This window comes from Streptoverticillium reticulum (assembly GCF_047456005.1).
Classification (GTDB): domain Bacteria; phylum Actinomycetota; class Actinomycetes; order Streptomycetales; family Streptomycetaceae; genus Streptomyces; species Streptomyces reticulum.
In genome coordinates this window covers 902,642-917,995 of the sequence record NZ_CP179755.1, presented here as the reverse complement: position 1 = coordinate 917,995, position 15,354 = coordinate 902,642, and the positions used below count along the sequence as shown (strand labels likewise).

17 protein-coding genes are annotated in these 15,354 nt (G+C 72.7%); 7 read left to right on the top strand and 10 right to left on the bottom strand.

What is annotated here, in order from left to right:
• Positions 1-34: 34 nt before the first annotated feature.
• The 4 genes from ACMATS_RS04095 to ACMATS_RS04080 all read right to left on the bottom strand — a co-directional run bounded on the left by ACMATS_RS04095 (position 35) and on the right by ACMATS_RS04080 (position 2,132).
• Positions 35-409: a hypothetical protein gene (locus ACMATS_RS04095; RefSeq protein WP_390778805.1), complete on the bottom strand. Its 375-nt coding sequence runs from the start codon at positions 407-409 to the stop codon at positions 35-37.
• A gap of 85 nt (positions 410-494) precedes the next feature.
• Positions 495-929 (bottom strand): roadblock/LC7 domain-containing protein, encoded by a 435-nt coding sequence (locus ACMATS_RS04090; protein WP_336412333.1) that lies wholly within the window; start codon positions 927-929, stop codon positions 495-497.
• Positions 930-963: 34 nt separating this feature from the next.
• The gene (locus ACMATS_RS04085) at positions 964-1,737 is read right to left on the bottom strand and encodes a transcriptional regulator (RefSeq protein WP_414166911.1); all 774 of its coding nucleotides are present in this window, start codon (positions 1,735-1,737) and stop codon (positions 964-966) included.
• The gene (locus tag ACMATS_RS04080; protein WP_414166910.1) at positions 1,734-2,132 is read right to left on the bottom strand and encodes a hypothetical protein; all 399 of its coding nucleotides are present in this window, start codon (positions 2,130-2,132) and stop codon (positions 1,734-1,736) included. Before ACMATS_RS04080 ends, ACMATS_RS04085 begins: the two co-directional genes overlap by 4 nt.
• A 165-nt stretch (positions 2,133-2,297) precedes the next feature.
• Here ACMATS_RS04080 and ACMATS_RS04075 point away from each other — a divergent pair, with 165 nt between their 5' ends.
• Positions 2,298-2,795, top strand: coding sequence for a hypothetical protein (locus ACMATS_RS04075; protein WP_414166909.1), 498 nt, complete (start codon positions 2,298-2,300; stop codon positions 2,793-2,795).
• 212 nt (positions 2,796-3,007) lie between these two features.
• On the opposite strand, the gene ACMATS_RS04070 is transcribed toward ACMATS_RS04075, so the two are convergent.
• Both ACMATS_RS04070 and ACMATS_RS04065 read right to left on the bottom strand, forming a co-directional pair.
• Positions 3,008-3,370, bottom strand: coding sequence for a hypothetical protein (locus tag ACMATS_RS04070; RefSeq protein WP_414166908.1), 363 nt, complete (start codon positions 3,368-3,370; stop codon positions 3,008-3,010).
• 56 nt (positions 3,371-3,426) lie between these two features.
• Entirely contained in the window at positions 3,427-4,350 is a 924-nt protein-coding gene (locus ACMATS_RS04065) for a class I SAM-dependent methyltransferase (protein ID WP_414166907.1), read from the bottom strand.
• A 118-nt stretch (positions 4,351-4,468) separates the two neighbouring features.
• Between ACMATS_RS04065 and ACMATS_RS04060 the strand changes: the two genes are divergently transcribed.
• Positions 4,469-5,317 (top strand): helix-turn-helix domain-containing protein, encoded by an 849-nt coding sequence (locus tag ACMATS_RS04060; protein ID WP_414166906.1) that lies wholly within the window; start codon positions 4,469-4,471, stop codon positions 5,315-5,317.
• Between the two features lie 13 nt (positions 5,318-5,330).
• On the opposite strand, the gene ACMATS_RS04055 is transcribed toward ACMATS_RS04060, so the two are convergent.
• Positions 5,331-6,875: a N,N-dimethylformamidase beta subunit family domain-containing protein gene (locus tag ACMATS_RS04055; protein WP_414166905.1), complete on the bottom strand. Its 1,545-nt coding sequence runs from the start codon at positions 6,873-6,875 to the stop codon at positions 5,331-5,333.
• A 109-nt stretch (positions 6,876-6,984) separates the two neighbouring features.
• On the opposite strand from ACMATS_RS04055, the gene ACMATS_RS04050 reads away from it, so the two are divergent.
• Positions 6,985-7,599 (top strand): hypothetical protein, encoded by a 615-nt coding sequence (locus tag ACMATS_RS04050; RefSeq protein ID WP_414166904.1) that lies wholly within the window; start codon positions 6,985-6,987, stop codon positions 7,597-7,599.
• Positions 7,600-8,047: 448 nt separating this feature from the next.
• Complete coding sequence (locus ACMATS_RS04045) at positions 8,048-9,388, top strand: phosphatase PAP2 family protein (protein ID WP_414166903.1); 1,341 nt, start codon at positions 8,048-8,050, stop codon at positions 9,386-9,388.
• Positions 9,389-9,401: 13 nt separating this feature from the next.
• Here the strand turns inward: ACMATS_RS04045 and ACMATS_RS04040 are convergent, their stop codons facing one another.
• Complete coding sequence (locus ACMATS_RS04040; protein WP_391149561.1) at positions 9,402-10,820, bottom strand: glutamate decarboxylase; 1,419 nt, start codon at positions 10,818-10,820, stop codon at positions 9,402-9,404.
• Between the two features lie 134 nt (positions 10,821-10,954).
• Here ACMATS_RS04040 and ACMATS_RS04035 point away from each other — a divergent pair, with 134 nt between their 5' ends.
• Entirely contained in the window at positions 10,955-11,488 is a 534-nt protein-coding gene (locus ACMATS_RS04035) for a TerD family protein (RefSeq protein ID WP_414166902.1), read from the top strand.
• 41 nt (positions 11,489-11,529) lie between these two features.
• Complete coding sequence (locus tag ACMATS_RS04030) at positions 11,530-12,123, top strand: DUF4291 domain-containing protein (RefSeq protein WP_414166901.1); 594 nt, start codon at positions 11,530-11,532, stop codon at positions 12,121-12,123.
• A 22-nt stretch (positions 12,124-12,145) separates the two neighbouring features.
• Here the strand turns inward: ACMATS_RS04030 and ACMATS_RS04025 are convergent, their stop codons facing one another.
• Together ACMATS_RS04025 and ACMATS_RS04020 are read right to left on the bottom strand one after the other, a co-directional pair.
• On the bottom strand, positions 12,146-12,598 hold the full coding sequence (locus tag ACMATS_RS04025) for an SRPBCC family protein (RefSeq protein WP_227725776.1): 453 nt from the start codon (positions 12,596-12,598) through the stop codon (positions 12,146-12,148).
• Positions 12,595-12,954: an ArsR/SmtB family transcription factor gene (locus tag ACMATS_RS04020; protein ID WP_171079630.1), complete on the bottom strand. Its 360-nt coding sequence runs from the start codon at positions 12,952-12,954 to the stop codon at positions 12,595-12,597. The genes ACMATS_RS04025 and ACMATS_RS04020 overlap by 4 nt, the downstream gene beginning before the upstream one ends.
• A 186-nt stretch (positions 12,955-13,140) precedes the next feature.
• Here ACMATS_RS04020 and ACMATS_RS04015 point away from each other — a divergent pair, with 186 nt between their 5' ends.
• Positions 13,141-15,069, top strand: a complete 1,929-nt coding sequence (locus tag ACMATS_RS04015; protein WP_414166900.1) for an ABC transporter ATP-binding protein — start codon at positions 13,141-13,143, stop codon at positions 15,067-15,069.
• Positions 15,070-15,354 lie beyond the last annotated feature (285 nt).

The window sequence follows — 15,354 nt, the reverse complement described above, 5'->3', positions numbered from 1 at the left end:
TCCCGAGGTCCATTCCAGCCTAGTGCCGCGGCACTCAGACCTCCAGTTCGCCCTCGATCCGCTTGAGCTGGTGCCGGGCCATCGCCAGATTGGCGCGTTTGGCGTCGAGCACCAGATAGAGGAACAGCCCGTTGCCGCCGCGCCCGGTCAGCAGCCTGAGCAGGTGGTACTGGCTGCCGAGGGTGATCAGGATGTCCTCGATGGAGTCCTGGATGCCCAGCATCTCCATGGTCCGCAGCTTGGCCCGCACCACGTCCGTGTTCCCTGCGGCGGCGACGTTCAGATCGAGCGACTGCGAGCCGCCCAGGGTGCCCAGCGCCATTCCGCTTCCGTAGTCGACGAGGGCCACGCCGAGGGCTCCCTCGATCGAGCTCATCGCGTCCTTGAGGGCCGTTTCGGTGTTCAGCACGGTCAATTCCCTTTCCGGGTCGGGTGTTTCTCCGGCGGTGTCGCCGGAGAATGGAGAGAAACCGAAGGAAAGCCGGGTCGTCCGCTCACGCCTGGCGCTGACGCTCCAGCGCGCCGTCGACCAGGCCGGCGATCCGCGGGCCCGCCCTGCGGGCCTCCAGATTCAGCCGGCCCACGTTGGCCTCGGCCGACGCCAGCAGCGTCAGCACGCACGAGGGCCCGGCCGCGTAGGTGGCCACGTAGCCGCGCTCGCCCGAGACGAGCAGTTCCCGGAAGCCGCCGTGGCTCACGGCCTCCGTCAGCCGGGCGCCCACGCCCAGCGCCGCGGCGGTCAGCGCCGCGAGGCCGTCCGGCTCCAGGTCGCTGACCACGTGCGCGATCACCAGCCCGTCCGTGCTGGCCACCAGCGCACCGGTCAGGTGCGGTACCCGGACCCGTAGTCCCTGGAGCTCGGAGAGCACCTCGGGTGCGGCGGTCATCGACTGCCTCCTTCCGGCGAACTGCCTCAGGGCACGCCTCATCATGAGATCGGTGCGACGGGGGTCACGGACCGGGTCACAGGGCCTCCAGAGCGTCGCGGATCCGGTACAGCAGGGAGATCTCGGGAACGTCCGGGCCCACGGCCCGGGGCACGGGACCGCCCGGCACCGGGCCCGCCGCCTCCGGGGTGCGGACCAGCCCGGCCGCCGCCAGCCGCCGGACGTCGAGCAGTGTGGCGAAGGCCGAGCGCCCGAGGGCCCGGGCGATCTGCAGCGGGGTGCGGACGCCGTCGGCCGCCGCCAGGACGGCCCGCCGCCCGCACGCCGGCTCGTCGCAGCCGGCCCCGCCGGCCCCCGCGCCGGGGGCAGGGACGACCGGGGCCACGTCCACCTCGGGCCGCGGCCAGGCGAGTTCGAGCAGCGCGCGCCGCCGGTTCATTTCGCGCTGCAGGACGGACACGGGCACGGGCCGCACCGGCCCGAACCAGTGCCGCGCCTCCTTCAGGAACCGGTCCGGCGCCTGCTGGGAGCGGTCGAGCGGGGACAGGACGAAATAGGCGGCGTCGAACAGCGCGCTGAGATGGCACAGTTCCAGCTCGCCCCGGCTCAGCCGGCCCTGCTCGACGAGGAGGCACCCGGCCCGGTGGTCCGGCCCGCCCTCCTCGATCGCCTCCTCCCACTCCCGCGCCGACAACCGTCCTCCCGCGGTGAGCCGCCACCCCACGTCCGGCACGGCCGGACTCTCGGCGTGCACCACGGCGCCGTCGGCGAAGTAGAGGGCCCCCACCCGGCCGTGCAGCGCCCCGGTGGCACCGGTCGCGGCGAGCCGGGTGAGCACGGCGGCGGTCATGCCGGCACCAGCCGGGCGGTGATGCTCTTGAGCCGGAACAGGGCCACCGCCAGATTGGCCTCGGTGCGGTCCAGCCACAGGTAGAGGAAGACGCTGCTGTCGAAGGAGGTCTCGACGAAGCGGATCAGGTGGTAGCTGCCCTGCGCGGTGACGATCACGTCCTCGACGGGCCCCGATCCGGACCCCCGCCGTGGGCCGGCCGCGGCGGTGAACGCCCCGCTCTCGAAGGCCAGCCGGGCCAGCTCGGCGGTCTCCGCCGCCGCGGTCTCGTGGTCGCGGCCCGGTCCGTCGCCCGCCGCCCCGAGGGCCAGCCCGCTGCTCCAGTCCACCAGGCTCGCGCCCCGGGCCCCCGGGATGGTCATGGCCTCGGCTAAGCACCCGTCGATACCGGTCACACGATCCTCTCCCGATTACCAGTGGCGTGCCCCGTGCGACGGAAGGTAACCGATAAGAGCACTCGGACGTGAGGGTTTTGGCATTTTCCTCCGGCACATGTGCCCGGGTGGTAGGGGGCGGGGCCGCCCGGTCCGGAGTTCCTGCAGGTCGCGTAGGGTGGCGGAATGACGACCCACGCCGTCGAAGCCGCCGCCGTCGCCCTGCACCAGCGCACCTGGACCCCGATCCCCGAGGAACTGGCCCTGGCCAGTGAGTTCTTCGCCCGCCGCGAGCAGCTGGAGCAGCGCCTGCTGCCCGGAATGCCCGCCTGCCGCAACCCGCAGGGCTGGGTGACCCAGCACGTCCTGTGGCTGGAAGACGCCGCCCGCGTCGCCGACGAGCTGCTGGCGCTGTGGAGAGACTATCTGCCGGGCAGTCACATGACGGTGCTGCTGCAGGCCTATGCGGACCACGCGCGCCGGGTCGTTCCGCTGGCGCAGCAGCTGTCCCAGGCGTGGGCGACGGAACGGCCGGGGGCCTGCTCGCACCAGGAGACGGTGTGGTGGGAGGACTGGCACCTTCCTGCCGAGCAGCGGCGGCAGTTGGACGAGCTGACGCACAGCACGATCGTGATCGGCTCGGTGATGGTGTCGGCGCTGTCGCAGGCGGGGTACACCCCGTAAGAGGCGCGGGGCGCCTACATCATGCGGCTCCGCCGCGTGGGCGCGACCGGCAGGTGCCCCGTAGGGGCGCGGGGAACTGCGCGACAAGCCCCCACCGGCCCGCAGTCGACGCACCACCCCAGGGGGTTCGGGGCGAAGCCCCGGGATCGTCGACTGCAGGTGCGTCGTGGCTGAGCGCGCAGTTCCCCGCGCCCCTACGGGGCGCGATCCGCTTAGGACGCCCCCGTGCTCTCCGACCGGCTCGCCCAGCTGGAGGCGTACTGCGACGCCGTCCCCCGCACCGGTGCCCGGCCCTCGGCCGGTCCGGCACGGTCGGCCGTGAGGACGTGGCCCGCGTCCGCGCGCGGCAGCGCGAACCGGGTGTGCCCGAGAGCTTCGAATGGGTCGCCGCACACCTCGCCTTCGGCGAACAGGGCACCCGCATCGGCACGGTGGGCCCCGCCCGACTGGCCGGGAAAGCGCGGGACTTGACCGAGGACGGCTCGGTGGCACGCCTCGCCGCACGCCTGGAGGCCGGTACGTCGGTGCCGGTCGCCGCGCCGCGCTGCGCGACGGCACGGCGAGGTCGCCGGCATCGGCACCCTGCCGGGCGGACGCCCGGCGGCGGCTCGGCGTGGAGACCGTCTTCCTCTCACCAGGCGACGACGCCGTGGCCCGGGTCCACGCCCGGGCCGGTTTCCGCCGCATCGCCACCGCACTGATCGCCGAACCGGCGGACGGCGCCTGACCCGGAGCAGTGGAGCACCCGGGCGCTGACCGCGTCGGCGTCGGGCACGGGCTCGTCGACGTACCGGGCGATGAGTTCCCGCCCGGTGAGGTCCTCGACGCGGCCCAGCTCCATCGCCTGCAGTTCGCCGGCGATGTCCTCCGGGGCGAAGCAGGTGAGCCAGGGCTCGCCCAGCTCCGCGACCATCTCCGCCGCGGCCTCGCGCACGGCGCGGAGTTGCGGGGACAGCGTCGGCGGCGCTTCGCCGCAGTAGTCGAACACCGCCTGTACCGGCGCGTGGTGTCCGGCCATGAAGCGCAGCGTGGCGAGGACGGCGTCCCGCGTGAGGTAGGGCGTGACCCCGAGCCAGAGGAAGAAGGCCGGCCGCGCGCGGTCCAGCCCGGCCGCGGCCAACGCCCCGGCCAGGGTGTCGTGTTCGAAGTCGACGGGGGCGAAGGTCACGGACGGCGGGATGGCGATCCCGGCCGCTGCCAGCTGCTGCCGTTTCCATGCCTGGGTGGCCGGGTGGTCGACCTCGAAAACCCGCAGCCCGGCACGGGGGTTGCGGTACGCGAACGTGTCCAGGCCGGCACCGAGGACCACCAACTGCCGGGTGCCGCTTGCCACGGCGGCGGCGAGCGCGTCCTCGGCGAAGCGGCTGCGCGCGGCGAGAAAACGGATGCCGAACTTGTCCGTCGGATCCTCGGGCAGCGGCGGCAGATCGTCGGCATCGAGCCGCAGGATCCTCGGTGCCAGCGGGTCGGTGAGGATCCGCCGGGGATCGCCCTGGTGCCGGGCCCGGCTGTGCGCTGCGCGCAGGGCGGTACGACTCGGCTGACCGGCTTCCATGGTGCCTCCTGGGGAGTGACGGGGATGTCGGGACGTGATCCAGGATCGGGCCGGGGCCGGTGGCGTGACAGGGCAGCCTCTGCCCCCTGTGCCGTCACCGGCGGAGGAAAATGCCCGGATGGACCGCAAGACCGCGCTGCGCGACTTCCTCGTCTTCCACCGCTCACGGCTGAGCCCCGGCGACCTGGGGCTGCACGTCCACGGCCCGCGCCGGGTCGCGGGCCTGCGCCGCGAAGAGGTGGCCGCACTGGCCTCGGTCAGCGTCGACCAGTACATCCGCCTGGAACGGGGCCGTACCTCCCTCGTCTCGGACGCGGTTCTCGACGCGGTCGCCGCTGCGCTGCGGCTCACCCCCGGCGAACGGCGCTACCTGCGTGCCCTGGCAAGGCGCCCGGTGACGGACGACACGCCGCCCCGGGTGGGGGAGCGGAGCATGCGGGACGGCCGGCAGCGCATCCTCGACTCCCTGCGTGATTCCCCCGCCTACCTCGTCGGCCGCGACGGCGCCATCCTGGCGTGGAACCGGCTGGCCACACGCGTCTTCTTCGACTTCCCCCGGATCCCGCCGTGCGACCGCTCCCTCGGCCGGCTGATGTTCACGCATCCCCGCGCCCGTTCGCTGTTCCTCGACTGGGAGCGCACGGCGCGCGAGATCGTGGCGTACCTGCGCACGGAGACGCTGCGGCGGCCGCGTGACACCGAACTCGCGGCGCATGTGGGCGGGTTGCTGGCGGAGAGCGCCGACTTCCGGCGGCTGTGGACGGCGCAGTTCGCCTTCAACAACGCCCACGAACCCTCCAGGCTGGCCTGCACCGAGCTCGGCACCACGCTGCAGCTGTCCTGGGAGGCGTTCGAGCCGACGGACGTTGCCGACGCCTGGATGGTCGTCTACACCGCAGCCGAGGGGTCACCGTCGGCCGAGGCCCTGCGCAGGATGGCCAACAGCCCGGCCGTACCGGCAGGATGAGGGCGCCGCGTCCTCACCACAGGTTCCGCCCGGCCCATATCGGGTCCCCGGCGTACGGGTCGTACGCCTCCAGGTTGTCCGCGGCCGGGTGCTCGCGCCCGGCCGGCCCGTTCGCGAACGCCCGCAGGAGATTCGCCGTCACCCGGCCCGTGAACCGCGCCGCCCCCGGCGGTATCCCGTGCCCGCCGTCCCCCGTGAGCGACTCCACCCACCGCATGGTGCCGCTGTTGAACACCCCCGCCCCGCTGCCCGCCGTGTAGTACGCCGTGTCCGCGAACGACCGCACCCCGCGGCACACCAGCCGCGAGTGGGCCAGGATCTCGATCGGGCGCGGGGTGGCCGGGCCGGCGTCGACCCGGTCGTACTCCGTGCCCACCAGGTTCGGGAAGGCGGTGCCCCGCACCGCCCCGGTGCCCTCCAGGAGCCAGTGGCCGGGCTCGGCCACCACGTAGTCCGCGTTCGTCGGGTTCGACTCGTACAGCGTGCCGGTCAGCGAGTTCTCCGGATCCGCGTGCGGCGGCTCGCGCCAGTCCGTCGTCACGGCCGCGTCGTCCTTGCCGTACAGCGGATCCCGCTGCCAGTCCGTCTTGTAGCAGACGACCAGGCGCTGCTCCAGGCGGATGCGGCGGAAGCAGGCGTTCGCCCCGAGAAAGGCGACGTTGGTGCCGGCGTCCCGGGCGGCCGTGACGTGCGCCCGCATCGCCGGGGTCCAGTACTCGTCGTGGCCCAGCGAGACGACGGCGTGCGCGCCGTGCAGCAGCTGCGGGTCGCGGTCGAGGTCCATCGAGGTCGTGTACGCCAGCGGCAGTCCGAGCCGTTCCGCGAGCGCGATGGCGGGCTGCTCGTACGTGGTGAACAGCGGCGCGCCGTCCCGGTCGTACGGCCGGTCGCAGCTGACCGCGAGCGAGCGCGAGCCGGAGTCGTCCTTGCCGCCGGGGCCGTAGTAGAGGCTGTACCCGCCCCAGGTGTTGTACGCCTGCCAGGTGGCGACCGCGTTGACCAGGACCAGCCTGCCCGCGGCGCTCGCCGACCGGACGGTGAGGGGGACGTGGCGCTGGTCGCCGGAGTCGGCGGTGAGCCGGATCAGGTACGCGCCTTCGGGCCAGCCGTGGGTGGAGACCCGGAGCGACGGCTGCCAGGAGGCGGCGACGGTCCGCGTCTCGCCGGCCGGCCGGGCCGGGGGCTGCGCGGTGCCGGGTATGCGCTCCGACGCCCAGACCCTGCGCGCCTGCGCACCCCCGTACCAGCCCATCCGGAAGGCCTCGGCGCGGAAGCCCTTGGCCGTGGTGGAGACGCACAGCGAGAACGCCTCTCCCGGCAGCACGCTGACGCGGTCCGCGTACCCCTCGACCGCGCGGTCCGCGCCCCGTTGCCGCAGGTCCCAGTCGCGGTCGCCGGGGCGCCCGTTCTCCGCCGGGACCGACAGCCGCCCGTCGCCCGCCGTCCCCTCCTCCGGGCCGGGGCCGGAGCCCGCCGTGCACCCGGCGAGGAGCGCGCCCGCCCCCGCCGCGGCGCTCGCGCCGAGGAAGTGCCGCCGGTCCCATCCGTGCCTGGCCATGTCGGGCCCATTACGCGCGAGGGCCCGGGGCCCTGCAAACGGATGTGCTCCGATCGGGCGTAAGGGACGCATGTGGTGTTACCCATGGGAAAACCGGCAGCATGTCCGCATGAAACGACCTTTACGTCTCACCCTCGCCCCGGCGGCCGCGCTGCTGCCCCTCGCCCTCCTCGCCTGCGGCACCGGCCAGGCGGCCGCCGCCGACCGGGCCGGTCTCGAAGCCCGCGCGGAGGCCATCAGGACCACGACCGACTCGGTCTACGTGACGTCGATGCCCGGTTTCGTGCCGGCCGTCATGTCGGTAAGCGACGACGGCAACGGAGGCTTCCAGGAGGCGTACGCCGACCTGCACGGCTCGGTCGTCCAGCTGCGGGTCGAGTACGGAACGGTGACCGACGCGAACTGTCCCCAGGGCGGGATCAACGGCTTCGGCGACGGCACGACGACGTGCGAGCGGGACGGCGCGGCCTGGTACCGCACGACGTCCGACGCCCATGAGTACGCCCTGAACCTCGACGGCCGCGTCCTGCGCATCAATTCCTCCCTGAAGGAGGCGGACCGGGCCACCCTGCGCGCCGCGGTCCGCTCCGCGCACCTCGCCGACGACCGGGAGCTGGACGAGACCCTGCCGCCGCTGCGGGACCACCAGGGCCCGACGGAGCGGGGCGACCTGCCGCCGGGCGACGGCGCCCCCGACAACCGCCCGCCGGAGGGCATGGGCTAGGGCGTGTCCGATGGGTCAGCACGGGCCCCGCGACGCCCAGCACGGCACCTCGCCGCGTTGTCGCATCACCCGAGTACGCCCGGTACACGGGTGATGCTCCGCCTTGCGATGTTCCCCCAGCTACCTCCCCCAGCTACCGCTGGGGGTGCCCCCAGGAGGTGCCCCCAGCACCGGACGCCGCGGGGCCCGCACTGACCCATCGGACACGCCCTAGACACGTCCCGGGGGTGGGTGCCGTGGCCACGTTCTTGAGCACCCGCCCCCTCCGCCATTTCTCCTCGGACCGTCCCCGGTACCGGCCGAACGCGCCCCCCGACTGCTCCGATAGCATGTTCGACCTTGCGGTGATCACCCTCATCGCCCGCCCTGCACCGGAAGACATGCCATCCGCCACGACGAGCAGCCCATTTGACCAACACCCATTAAATCGGCCGGACAATTGATACCCATGTCATCGCGAATTTCTTCGCGAATAAACTCCAGAAATGCTTTCGCCGTATTGCGTCGACCACGGACGATATTGTGGGCCGCGGCGGGTGCAATAACCCTCGGATTCCTCATCGCGCTGGAGATCGCCGCGCGTCACTACGGCCTTCCGGGGCCGATGACCAACCAGGCGAAGGAGGTGATACTCGCCCCCAAGTCCGGGCCGCTGCTGTACGGCAGCATGGGGCTGATGATGGTGGTGCTCACCTGGCGCGAACGGTTCATCGCCTTCGGCATCGCGGTCGGCATCGACATCGCCTTCTTCCTCGTGCGCTGGGCGGTCGGCGCCAAGATGATGTTCGGCAACGGCGCGTTGTGGGTGGTTCTGGGCTACGCGGTCATCGCCGTCACGCGCCGCACCGGCCGGGAACGCATCCTGCTGCTGAAGGGCGTCGCGCTGGGGCTGCTGCTGGTGGCCGGCCGTAAGACCGGCGACACCTGGCTGCTCATCACGTCGAAAACCCGCCCGATGGTGCTCGACCAGTACCTGGCAACCGCCGATCACGCGCTGGGCAACCCGTCGTGGGTGGTGGGTCGGCTGGTCAGGGCGAGCGGTCCGATCGGCTCCCACATCCTCGACTACGTCTACATCCAGCTCGCGGTGGCCGCGGTCGTCGTCGCGCTGTACCAGCTGCGCAACGTGGCGGCCGAGCGCCGCTTCCCGCGCCACCACCTGGTGCGCACCTTCCTGGTGATCGGCCTGCTCGGGCCGGCCATCTACATGATCTTCCCGGTCGTCGGACCGACCTTCGCCTACACCGTCGGCGACGGCGGGCACTGGGCGGTCGGCGACATGTGGCCGGACACGCTGCCGGCCAATCTGCCGCACCACATGCCCTTCGACGAGATCACCCCGCGCAACTGCATGCCCAGCCTGCACACGGCGTGGGCCACCGCGATCTTCATCCACTCCCGCAAGGGCCCCCGCCTTCTGCGGTTCTTCGGCGCGTTCTGGCTGATCGCCACGCTCGGCGCCACGCTGGGCTTCGGCTACCACTACGGCACGGACATCGTCGCCGGCGTGGTGTTCACGCTCACGATCGAGGCGGCCCTGCGCGCGGAGGAACGCGGCTGGGACCGGTCGGGACTCCGGCTGGCCGCCTACGGCGCCACGGTCTTCGCCGCGCTCCTGGTGGCCTACCGTTATCTGCCGGTGCAGATGGCCGCACATCCATGGGTGTTCGGGCCGCTCGTCCTCCTGGCGATGGTCTCGGTGATCTACGGCTACATACGGACCACCAACCAGTGGGAACCGAAGGCCGCACCGGTGCGGAAGCTGGAACCGCAACCCGAACCGGTGTGAACGCACCGCGCCTTCAGTGATGGAACGCCGTCGCCACGCTCTCGGGCCGTCCCAACGGCCCGTGCTGGCGACGCAGTTCCGGCAGCAGGGAGCGCAGGTCCTCCAGGAAGTGCTCGGCGAGGTCGAGCGAGAAGCCGTTGCGGCAGACGACGCGCAGCACCGACAGATCCTCGCGGTTCGGGGGGAAGGTGTAGGCCGGCACCAGCCAGCCCCGCTCCCGCAGCCGGCGCGACACGTCGAACACGTCGTAGCTGTCGACCCCGTCGGCCGTGGTGAAGGCGAAGACCGGCAGTTCGTCGCCCCGGGTCAGCAGCCGGAAGTCGCCCAGCGCGCCGACCCCTTCGGACAGGGTGCAGGCCACGTCCCGCGCGTTCTGCTGCACGGCGCGGAAGCCCTCGCGGCCCAGCCGCAGGAAGGTGTAGTACTGCGCGGCCACCTGGGCGCCGGGGCGTGAGAAGTTCAGGGCGAAGGTCGGCATGTCGCCGCCGAGGTAGTTGACGCGGAAGACCAGCTCCTCGGGCAGCGCCTCCTGGGTCCGCCACAGCGCCCAGCCGACCCCCGGGTAGACCAGCCCGTACTTGTGGCCCGAGGTGTTGATGGATGCCACCCGCGGCAGGCGGAAGTCCCACACGAGGTCCTCGTCGAGGAACGGCGCGATCATCGCGCCGGACGCGCCGTCCACATGGACCGGCACGTCCAGGCCCGTACGCTCCTGCAACGCGTCGAGCGCGGCGCACACCTCGGCCACCGGCTCGTACGACCCGTCGAACGTCGAGCCCAGCACGGCGACGACGCCGACGGTGTTCTCGTCGCACAGCGCGGCGGCGGCCTGCGGGTCGAGGTGGAAGCGGTCGCCCTCCATCGGCACCTGGCGCGCCTCGACCTCCCAGAAGTTGCAGAACTTCTCCCAGCAGACCTGCACGTTGGCGCCCATCACCAGATTGGGCCGGGCCCCGGCGTGCGGGTAGCGGTCCGGGTGGGCGAGTGCCCAGCGGCGTTTGAGGGCGAGCCCGGCCAGCATGCACGCCTCGCTCGACCCGGTGGTCGAGCAGCCGACGGCGGAGGCCGGGTCGGGGGCGTGCCACAGGTCGGCGAGCATCGTCACGCAGCGCTGCTCGAGTTCGGCGGTGCGCGGGTACTCGTCCTTGTCGATCATGTTCTTGTCCCGGCACTCGGCCATCAGCGCCGCCGCCTGCGGTTCCATCCAGGTGGTGACGAACGTCGCCAGGTTGAGACGGGCGTTGCCGTCGAGCATCAGCTCGTCCCGGACGAACTGGTAGGCCGCGTGCGGAGCCATCGGCCCGTCCGGCAGACGTAGCCGGGGCGGCTCCACCGCCATGCCGGCGACCGGGTCGGCCTCGCCGTAGAAGGGATTGACCGCGTAGCCGCGCTTGCGGGCCGTGCCGCCGCGTCCGCCCTTGTGCAGTGCCATAACCGCGACAATACGGACCAAATCCCCGCGGGGGGCGGGGGCTCACCGCAGGGCCGCGCCGCGGATATCGATCCCCTGCGCGGGGTACGTGCATCAGCACGGAGAGGGTGGCACGTGCCAGGGAGGGGAGCCCGGTGAGCGGACTGAACAAGGGGATCGAGAAGGTCGAGGTGCAGCTCAGCTGGGATCCCGCGCCCGTGGGGGCGCCGGACCACGACCTGGACCTCATCGCGGCGACGTACCGCACGGACGACCGGTACGGCGACCCCGCGTACCTGGTGCACTTCGACAGCAGGGCGCCCGACGGCACGATCACCCTCAACCGGGACAGCCGCACCGGCCGGGGCTTCGGCGCCGACGAGGTGATGACCCTGGAGCTGGGCCGGCTGTCGGATTCCTACGGCCGCGTGGTGGTGGGCGTGCTCATCCAGCAGGGCGGCGGGCGCCTGACGTTCGGCGACGTCGCCCGGCCCGGGGTCCGGATCACCGAGGGGTACCACGAGCTGACCGCGGACGGCTTCGCGGCCGTCGCGTGGGCGACGGCGGCAACGGTCGCGGAGTTCGTCCGGGACGGGGCGGGAGCCTGGGTCCACCGCGCCGGCGTCCGGGGGTTCGACGCGGACCCGACGGCCTTCGCGGAGCTGATGGGCAGGAAGCCGGAAGCGTAATCCAGTGGCGCCCGCGGGCCGTTCACCTGCACTCTGACCCGGTGAAAGAACCCGAACACCGGATCAGGGCGCAGTACGGCGCGTCCACCGTCACCGTCTACCAGGCCTATGCCCCCGGGATCGGGCTGCCCGCCGCGCGCGACGGCCGGTTCCCTCCCGCCTGGAAGCGGGACCGGATGACCTGGATCAAACCCTCGTTCCTGTGGATGATGTACCGCTGCGGCTGGGGCACCAAGGAGGGGCAGCAGACCGTCCTGGCCGTCGAGATCACCCGCGAGGGCTTCGAGTGGGCGCTGCGCCACGCCTGCCTCTCGCACTACGCGCCCGGTGTGCACGCCGACCGGGACGACTGGAAGCGGCAGTTGACGGCCGCGCCGGCGCGGGTGCAGTGGGACCCCGAGCGTGATCTGCACCTGCAGCCGCTGCCCCACCGCTCGTTGCAGCTGGGTTTGTCGGGGGAGGCCTCGCGCCGGTACGCCGACGAATGGACCGTCGCCATCCGTGACGTGACACCGCTCGCGGCCGAGATCCGTGTGCATGTCCGCGAAGGCCGCACGGAACAGGCGGCCGCGCTGCTGCCCGAGGAGCGGCCCTACCCGGCGGACGACGAGCTCCTCCGGCACCTGCGGCGCTGACGGCCCGTCCGCGCGCGGCGGTTCACATGCGGTCGAGCAGGTCCTGCAGACCGGGCAGTACGCGGGACGTCCAGCCGCCGCCCATGAGGGAACGGGCGCGCTGCTGCAGGGGGTTGTCCGGGTCGAAGCCCTCGTGCGCGAGGAACAGGCGGGTGCCGGTGCCTTCCGGGTGGAGGGTCCAGGTGATGGTCCAGTCCACGTCGGCGCCGGGCGCCGGGTCGGCGTCCTGCCAGCGGATGCTCAGCATCTTCTCCGGCTCGAACGCCAGCACTTCGGCCTGGACCGTGCCGGAGAAGCCGGTCGCGGGAATCGGCACGGCCCGCATGGTGTAGCGGTGGCCGACCACGAGCCGGAAGTCGCCGGGCATCAGCCACTGGGCGATCAGCTCCGGCTCGGTCAGCGCGCGCCAGACCTTCGCGGGCGGGTGGGACAGGAACTGGTCCGTGCGGACGGCGGTGAGGTCGTCGTCGGTCATGAGATGTCATCTCTCTCGTCGGTGTCTTCCATCCGGTCCAGCACGTCGCGCAGCCCGGCGAGCCTCTCGCGCCAGAACCGCTCGAACGGGCCGAGCCACTCCTGCACCTCGTGCAGGGGAACCGGCTCCAGCCGGTACAGCCGCTGCCGGCCCGCCCTCCGCTCGCTGACCAGCCCCGCCTCGCGCAGCACCCGCAGGTGCTCCGAGAAGCTCGGGCGGGCCATGGCGAAGCGGCCGGCCAGCGAGGAGACCGGCTGGGGCCCCTCCTCGCGCAGCATCCGCAGCACCTCGCGCCGCACCGGGCTGGCCAGTGCCGCGAAGACGCGGTCGTGGCGGGTCTCTGCAGTCGTCGGCATGCCTCCACTATAGGTAGGAGATTTCCTACGTGTCATGTCGATCTCCGCGCAGCCGCCCCGGCCCGCGCCCCACGAACGGGTGGATTGCCGCGGTTCGCCGGGCATCCCCTCGGGGGGCTACGGCATCGTGCAACCGCTCCCACCCGAGCTGTGCAGTACTGCCAACTGCAAGAGAAGGGGAACGAGTTGACTGCAGAGACCGACCGGAAGGCGGAGGCGGCGGAGGAATTACGGTTCCGCTCGCCCACCCTCGCCGTCTTCGAGAAGAACCCCCTCACCGCCCGCTCGATGAGCAGGCGCCTGCCCCGCCTCGTCCGCAAGGCGCTCGGCCTGGCCTGGCAGGTGGACCGGCGTGCCGTGGTCGCGCTGCTGTGCTGCCAGGGCCTCTCCGGGGCCTTCGAGGCCTTCGGGCTGCTGGCCACCACCGGCACCATCACCGCGCTGATCGCCTCCGGACACGTCCAGGACCGGCTGCGGGAGGCGCTGCCGTCCCTGGTGGTGCTCGCCGGGGCGGCCGGGGTGCGCGCCCTGCTGGGCATCACCGTCTCCCACCTGTCCAGCAGGCTGGCCCCGCGGATCTCCCGGGAGGCCGAGCTGCAGATGCTCGACGCCGCGCTCGGCGCCGAACTCGTGGCCTACGACCACCCCGGCTTCAACGACAAGCGCGAGGCTGCCGACCGGGGCGCGGACGTCGCCAAGGACCTGCTCACCGAGTCCCAGGACCTGATGGCCTGCACCGCCTCGCTGATCGCCGCGGCGGGCGTGATCACCCTGCTGCATCCGGTGCTCCTGCCGCTGCTCGTCATGGCCGCGATCCCGCAGGGCGTCGCCGCCGTGCGCGGCGCCCGCGTGCACTACCGGACCTCGAAGGCCCTCAGCGCCGACCGCCGCGTCCTCAGTCACCTGCGCTGGTACGCCACCGAGAAGGACTTCGCGGACCAGCTCCGCTCCGGCACCATGTCCGGCTTCCTGCTGGGCCGTTACCGGGCCATCGGCGACCGCATCGACCGCGCCACCGACGCGGCCGTCCGGCAGAGCTCCCGCTACGCGCTGGCCGGGGCGCTCGCCGGAGGGGTGGCCTCCGGGCTGGTCTGGACGGCGCTGGCCGGGCTGCTGGCGACGGGGCACATGTCGGTCGCCTCCGCGGGCACGGCGGTCTTCGCGCTGCGCTCGGTCGGCTCGTCGCTGCGCGGCATGGTCGGGTACGGCGCGCGCCTGTTCCGCACCGGGCTGTACCTGGACGACTGGGCGGACTTCATCGTCGAGGCCGGCGGCCACCAGGTGCAGCGCGGCGGGGCGGACCCGGGGCCTGAGGCGCCGCAGACGGTCCGGGCCGAGGCGCTCACCTACTGCTATCCGGGGTCGGACCGCCCGGCCCTGGAGAAGGTCTGCCTGGAGGTGCGCCGCGGCGAAGTCCTCGCCCTGGTGGGGGAGAACGGCTCCGGCAAGACCACTCTCAGCAGGCTGCTGGCCGGGCTCTACCTGCCCACCGACGGCAGCGTCACCTGGGACGGCCGGGACACCGCCGCCCTCGATCCGCAGGCGCTGTGGCGCCGCTCGGCCGTCGTTCCCCAGCACTTCGCCCACTGGCCCCTGACCGCCCGCGAGAACATCACCCTCGGACAGCCGCACGGCTCCGGGGGCGACGAGGCCGTCCTGCGCGCCGCGGAGCTCGCGGGCGCCGGCGAGGTCGTCGACGGGCTGCGCAGCGGACTCGACACCCTGCTGGCCCGGGAGTGGTTCGGGGGAGTGCAGCTGTCCGGCGGGCAGTGGCAGCGCGTCGCCATCGCGCGGGCCTTCTACCGGCCGGCGGGGCTGCTCGTGATGGACGAGCCGACCAGCGCCCTCGACGCGCGCGCGGAACACCGCATCTTCGCGGGCCTGCGGGCAGCCGCCCGGGACCGCGCCGTCGTCCTGGTCACGCACCGGCTGGCGAACGTCGCCGTCGCGGACCGCATCGTCGTCCTCGACCACGGCCGGGTCGTCCAGTACGGGACGTACGCCGAACTCGTGGCGGCCCCCGGGCTGTTCAGGGAGCTGTGGGAACTCCAGAACGACCGGGGGGTGCCGGCGCAGCGCGGCGCGGGGGCGGACGGCGCACCCATTGGTACGTGAATGTCATTTTCATGTACGGGCGCCCATGGCGCCGTGCGCGACGGATTGACGCGCTGTCCAGCCGGAGTTGACGGGCCGGACCCGGACGGCGCCGGTCCGTTTCCGCTGCGGGAGGTCCACGCCATCGGCCCCACCTGCGGGCTTGGCGCGCCACCGGGCCCCGGCGCCGCCGGGAAACCGCACGGAGTGGCCGGAACCGGTGGACATCCGTTGAACGCCGGGCAGGCTGCGAACACGATGTAGCCGGACCTGGCGACCGGGTGGCCGGCCGAGTGCACCCGCCGG

Coding starts and splice junctions, on each gene's coding strand:
- ACMATS_RS04025 (WP_227725776.1), bottom strand. CDS start 12,598: ATGACCGACGACGACCTCACCGCCGTCCGCACGGACCAGTTCCTGTCC.
- ACMATS_RS04075 (WP_414166909.1), top strand. CDS start 2,298: ATGACGACCCACGCCGTCGAAGCCGCCGCCGTCGCCCTGCACCAGCGC.
- ACMATS_RS04020 (WP_171079630.1), bottom strand. CDS start 12,954: ATGCCGACGACTGCAGAGACCCGCCACGACCGCGTCTTCGCGGCACTG.
- ACMATS_RS04065 (WP_414166907.1), bottom strand. CDS start 4,350: ATGGAAGCCGGTCAGCCGAGTCGTACCGCCCTGCGCGCAGCGCACAGC.
- ACMATS_RS04050 (WP_414166904.1), top strand. CDS start 6,985: ATGAAACGACCTTTACGTCTCACCCTCGCCCCGGCGGCCGCGCTGCTG.
- ACMATS_RS04070 (WP_414166908.1), bottom strand. CDS start 3,370: ATGCCGGCGACCTCGCCGTGCCGTCGCGCAGCGCGGCGCGGCGACCGG.
- ACMATS_RS04040 (WP_391149561.1), bottom strand. CDS start 10,820: ATGGCACTGCACAAGGGCGGACGCGGCGGCACGGCCCGCAAGCGCGGC.
- ACMATS_RS04085 (WP_414166911.1), bottom strand. CDS start 1,737: ATGACCGCCGCCGTGCTCACCCGGCTCGCCGCGACCGGTGCCACCGGG.
- ACMATS_RS04090 (WP_336412333.1), bottom strand. CDS start 929: ATGAGGCGTGCCCTGAGGCAGTTCGCCGGAAGGAGGCAGTCGATGACC.
- ACMATS_RS04060 (WP_414166906.1), top strand. CDS start 4,469: ATGGACCGCAAGACCGCGCTGCGCGACTTCCTCGTCTTCCACCGCTCA.
- ACMATS_RS04045 (WP_414166903.1), top strand. CDS start 8,048: ATGTCATCGCGAATTTCTTCGCGAATAAACTCCAGAAATGCTTTCGCC.
- ACMATS_RS04055 (WP_414166905.1), bottom strand. CDS start 6,875: ATGGCCAGGCACGGATGGGACCGGCGGCACTTCCTCGGCGCGAGCGCC.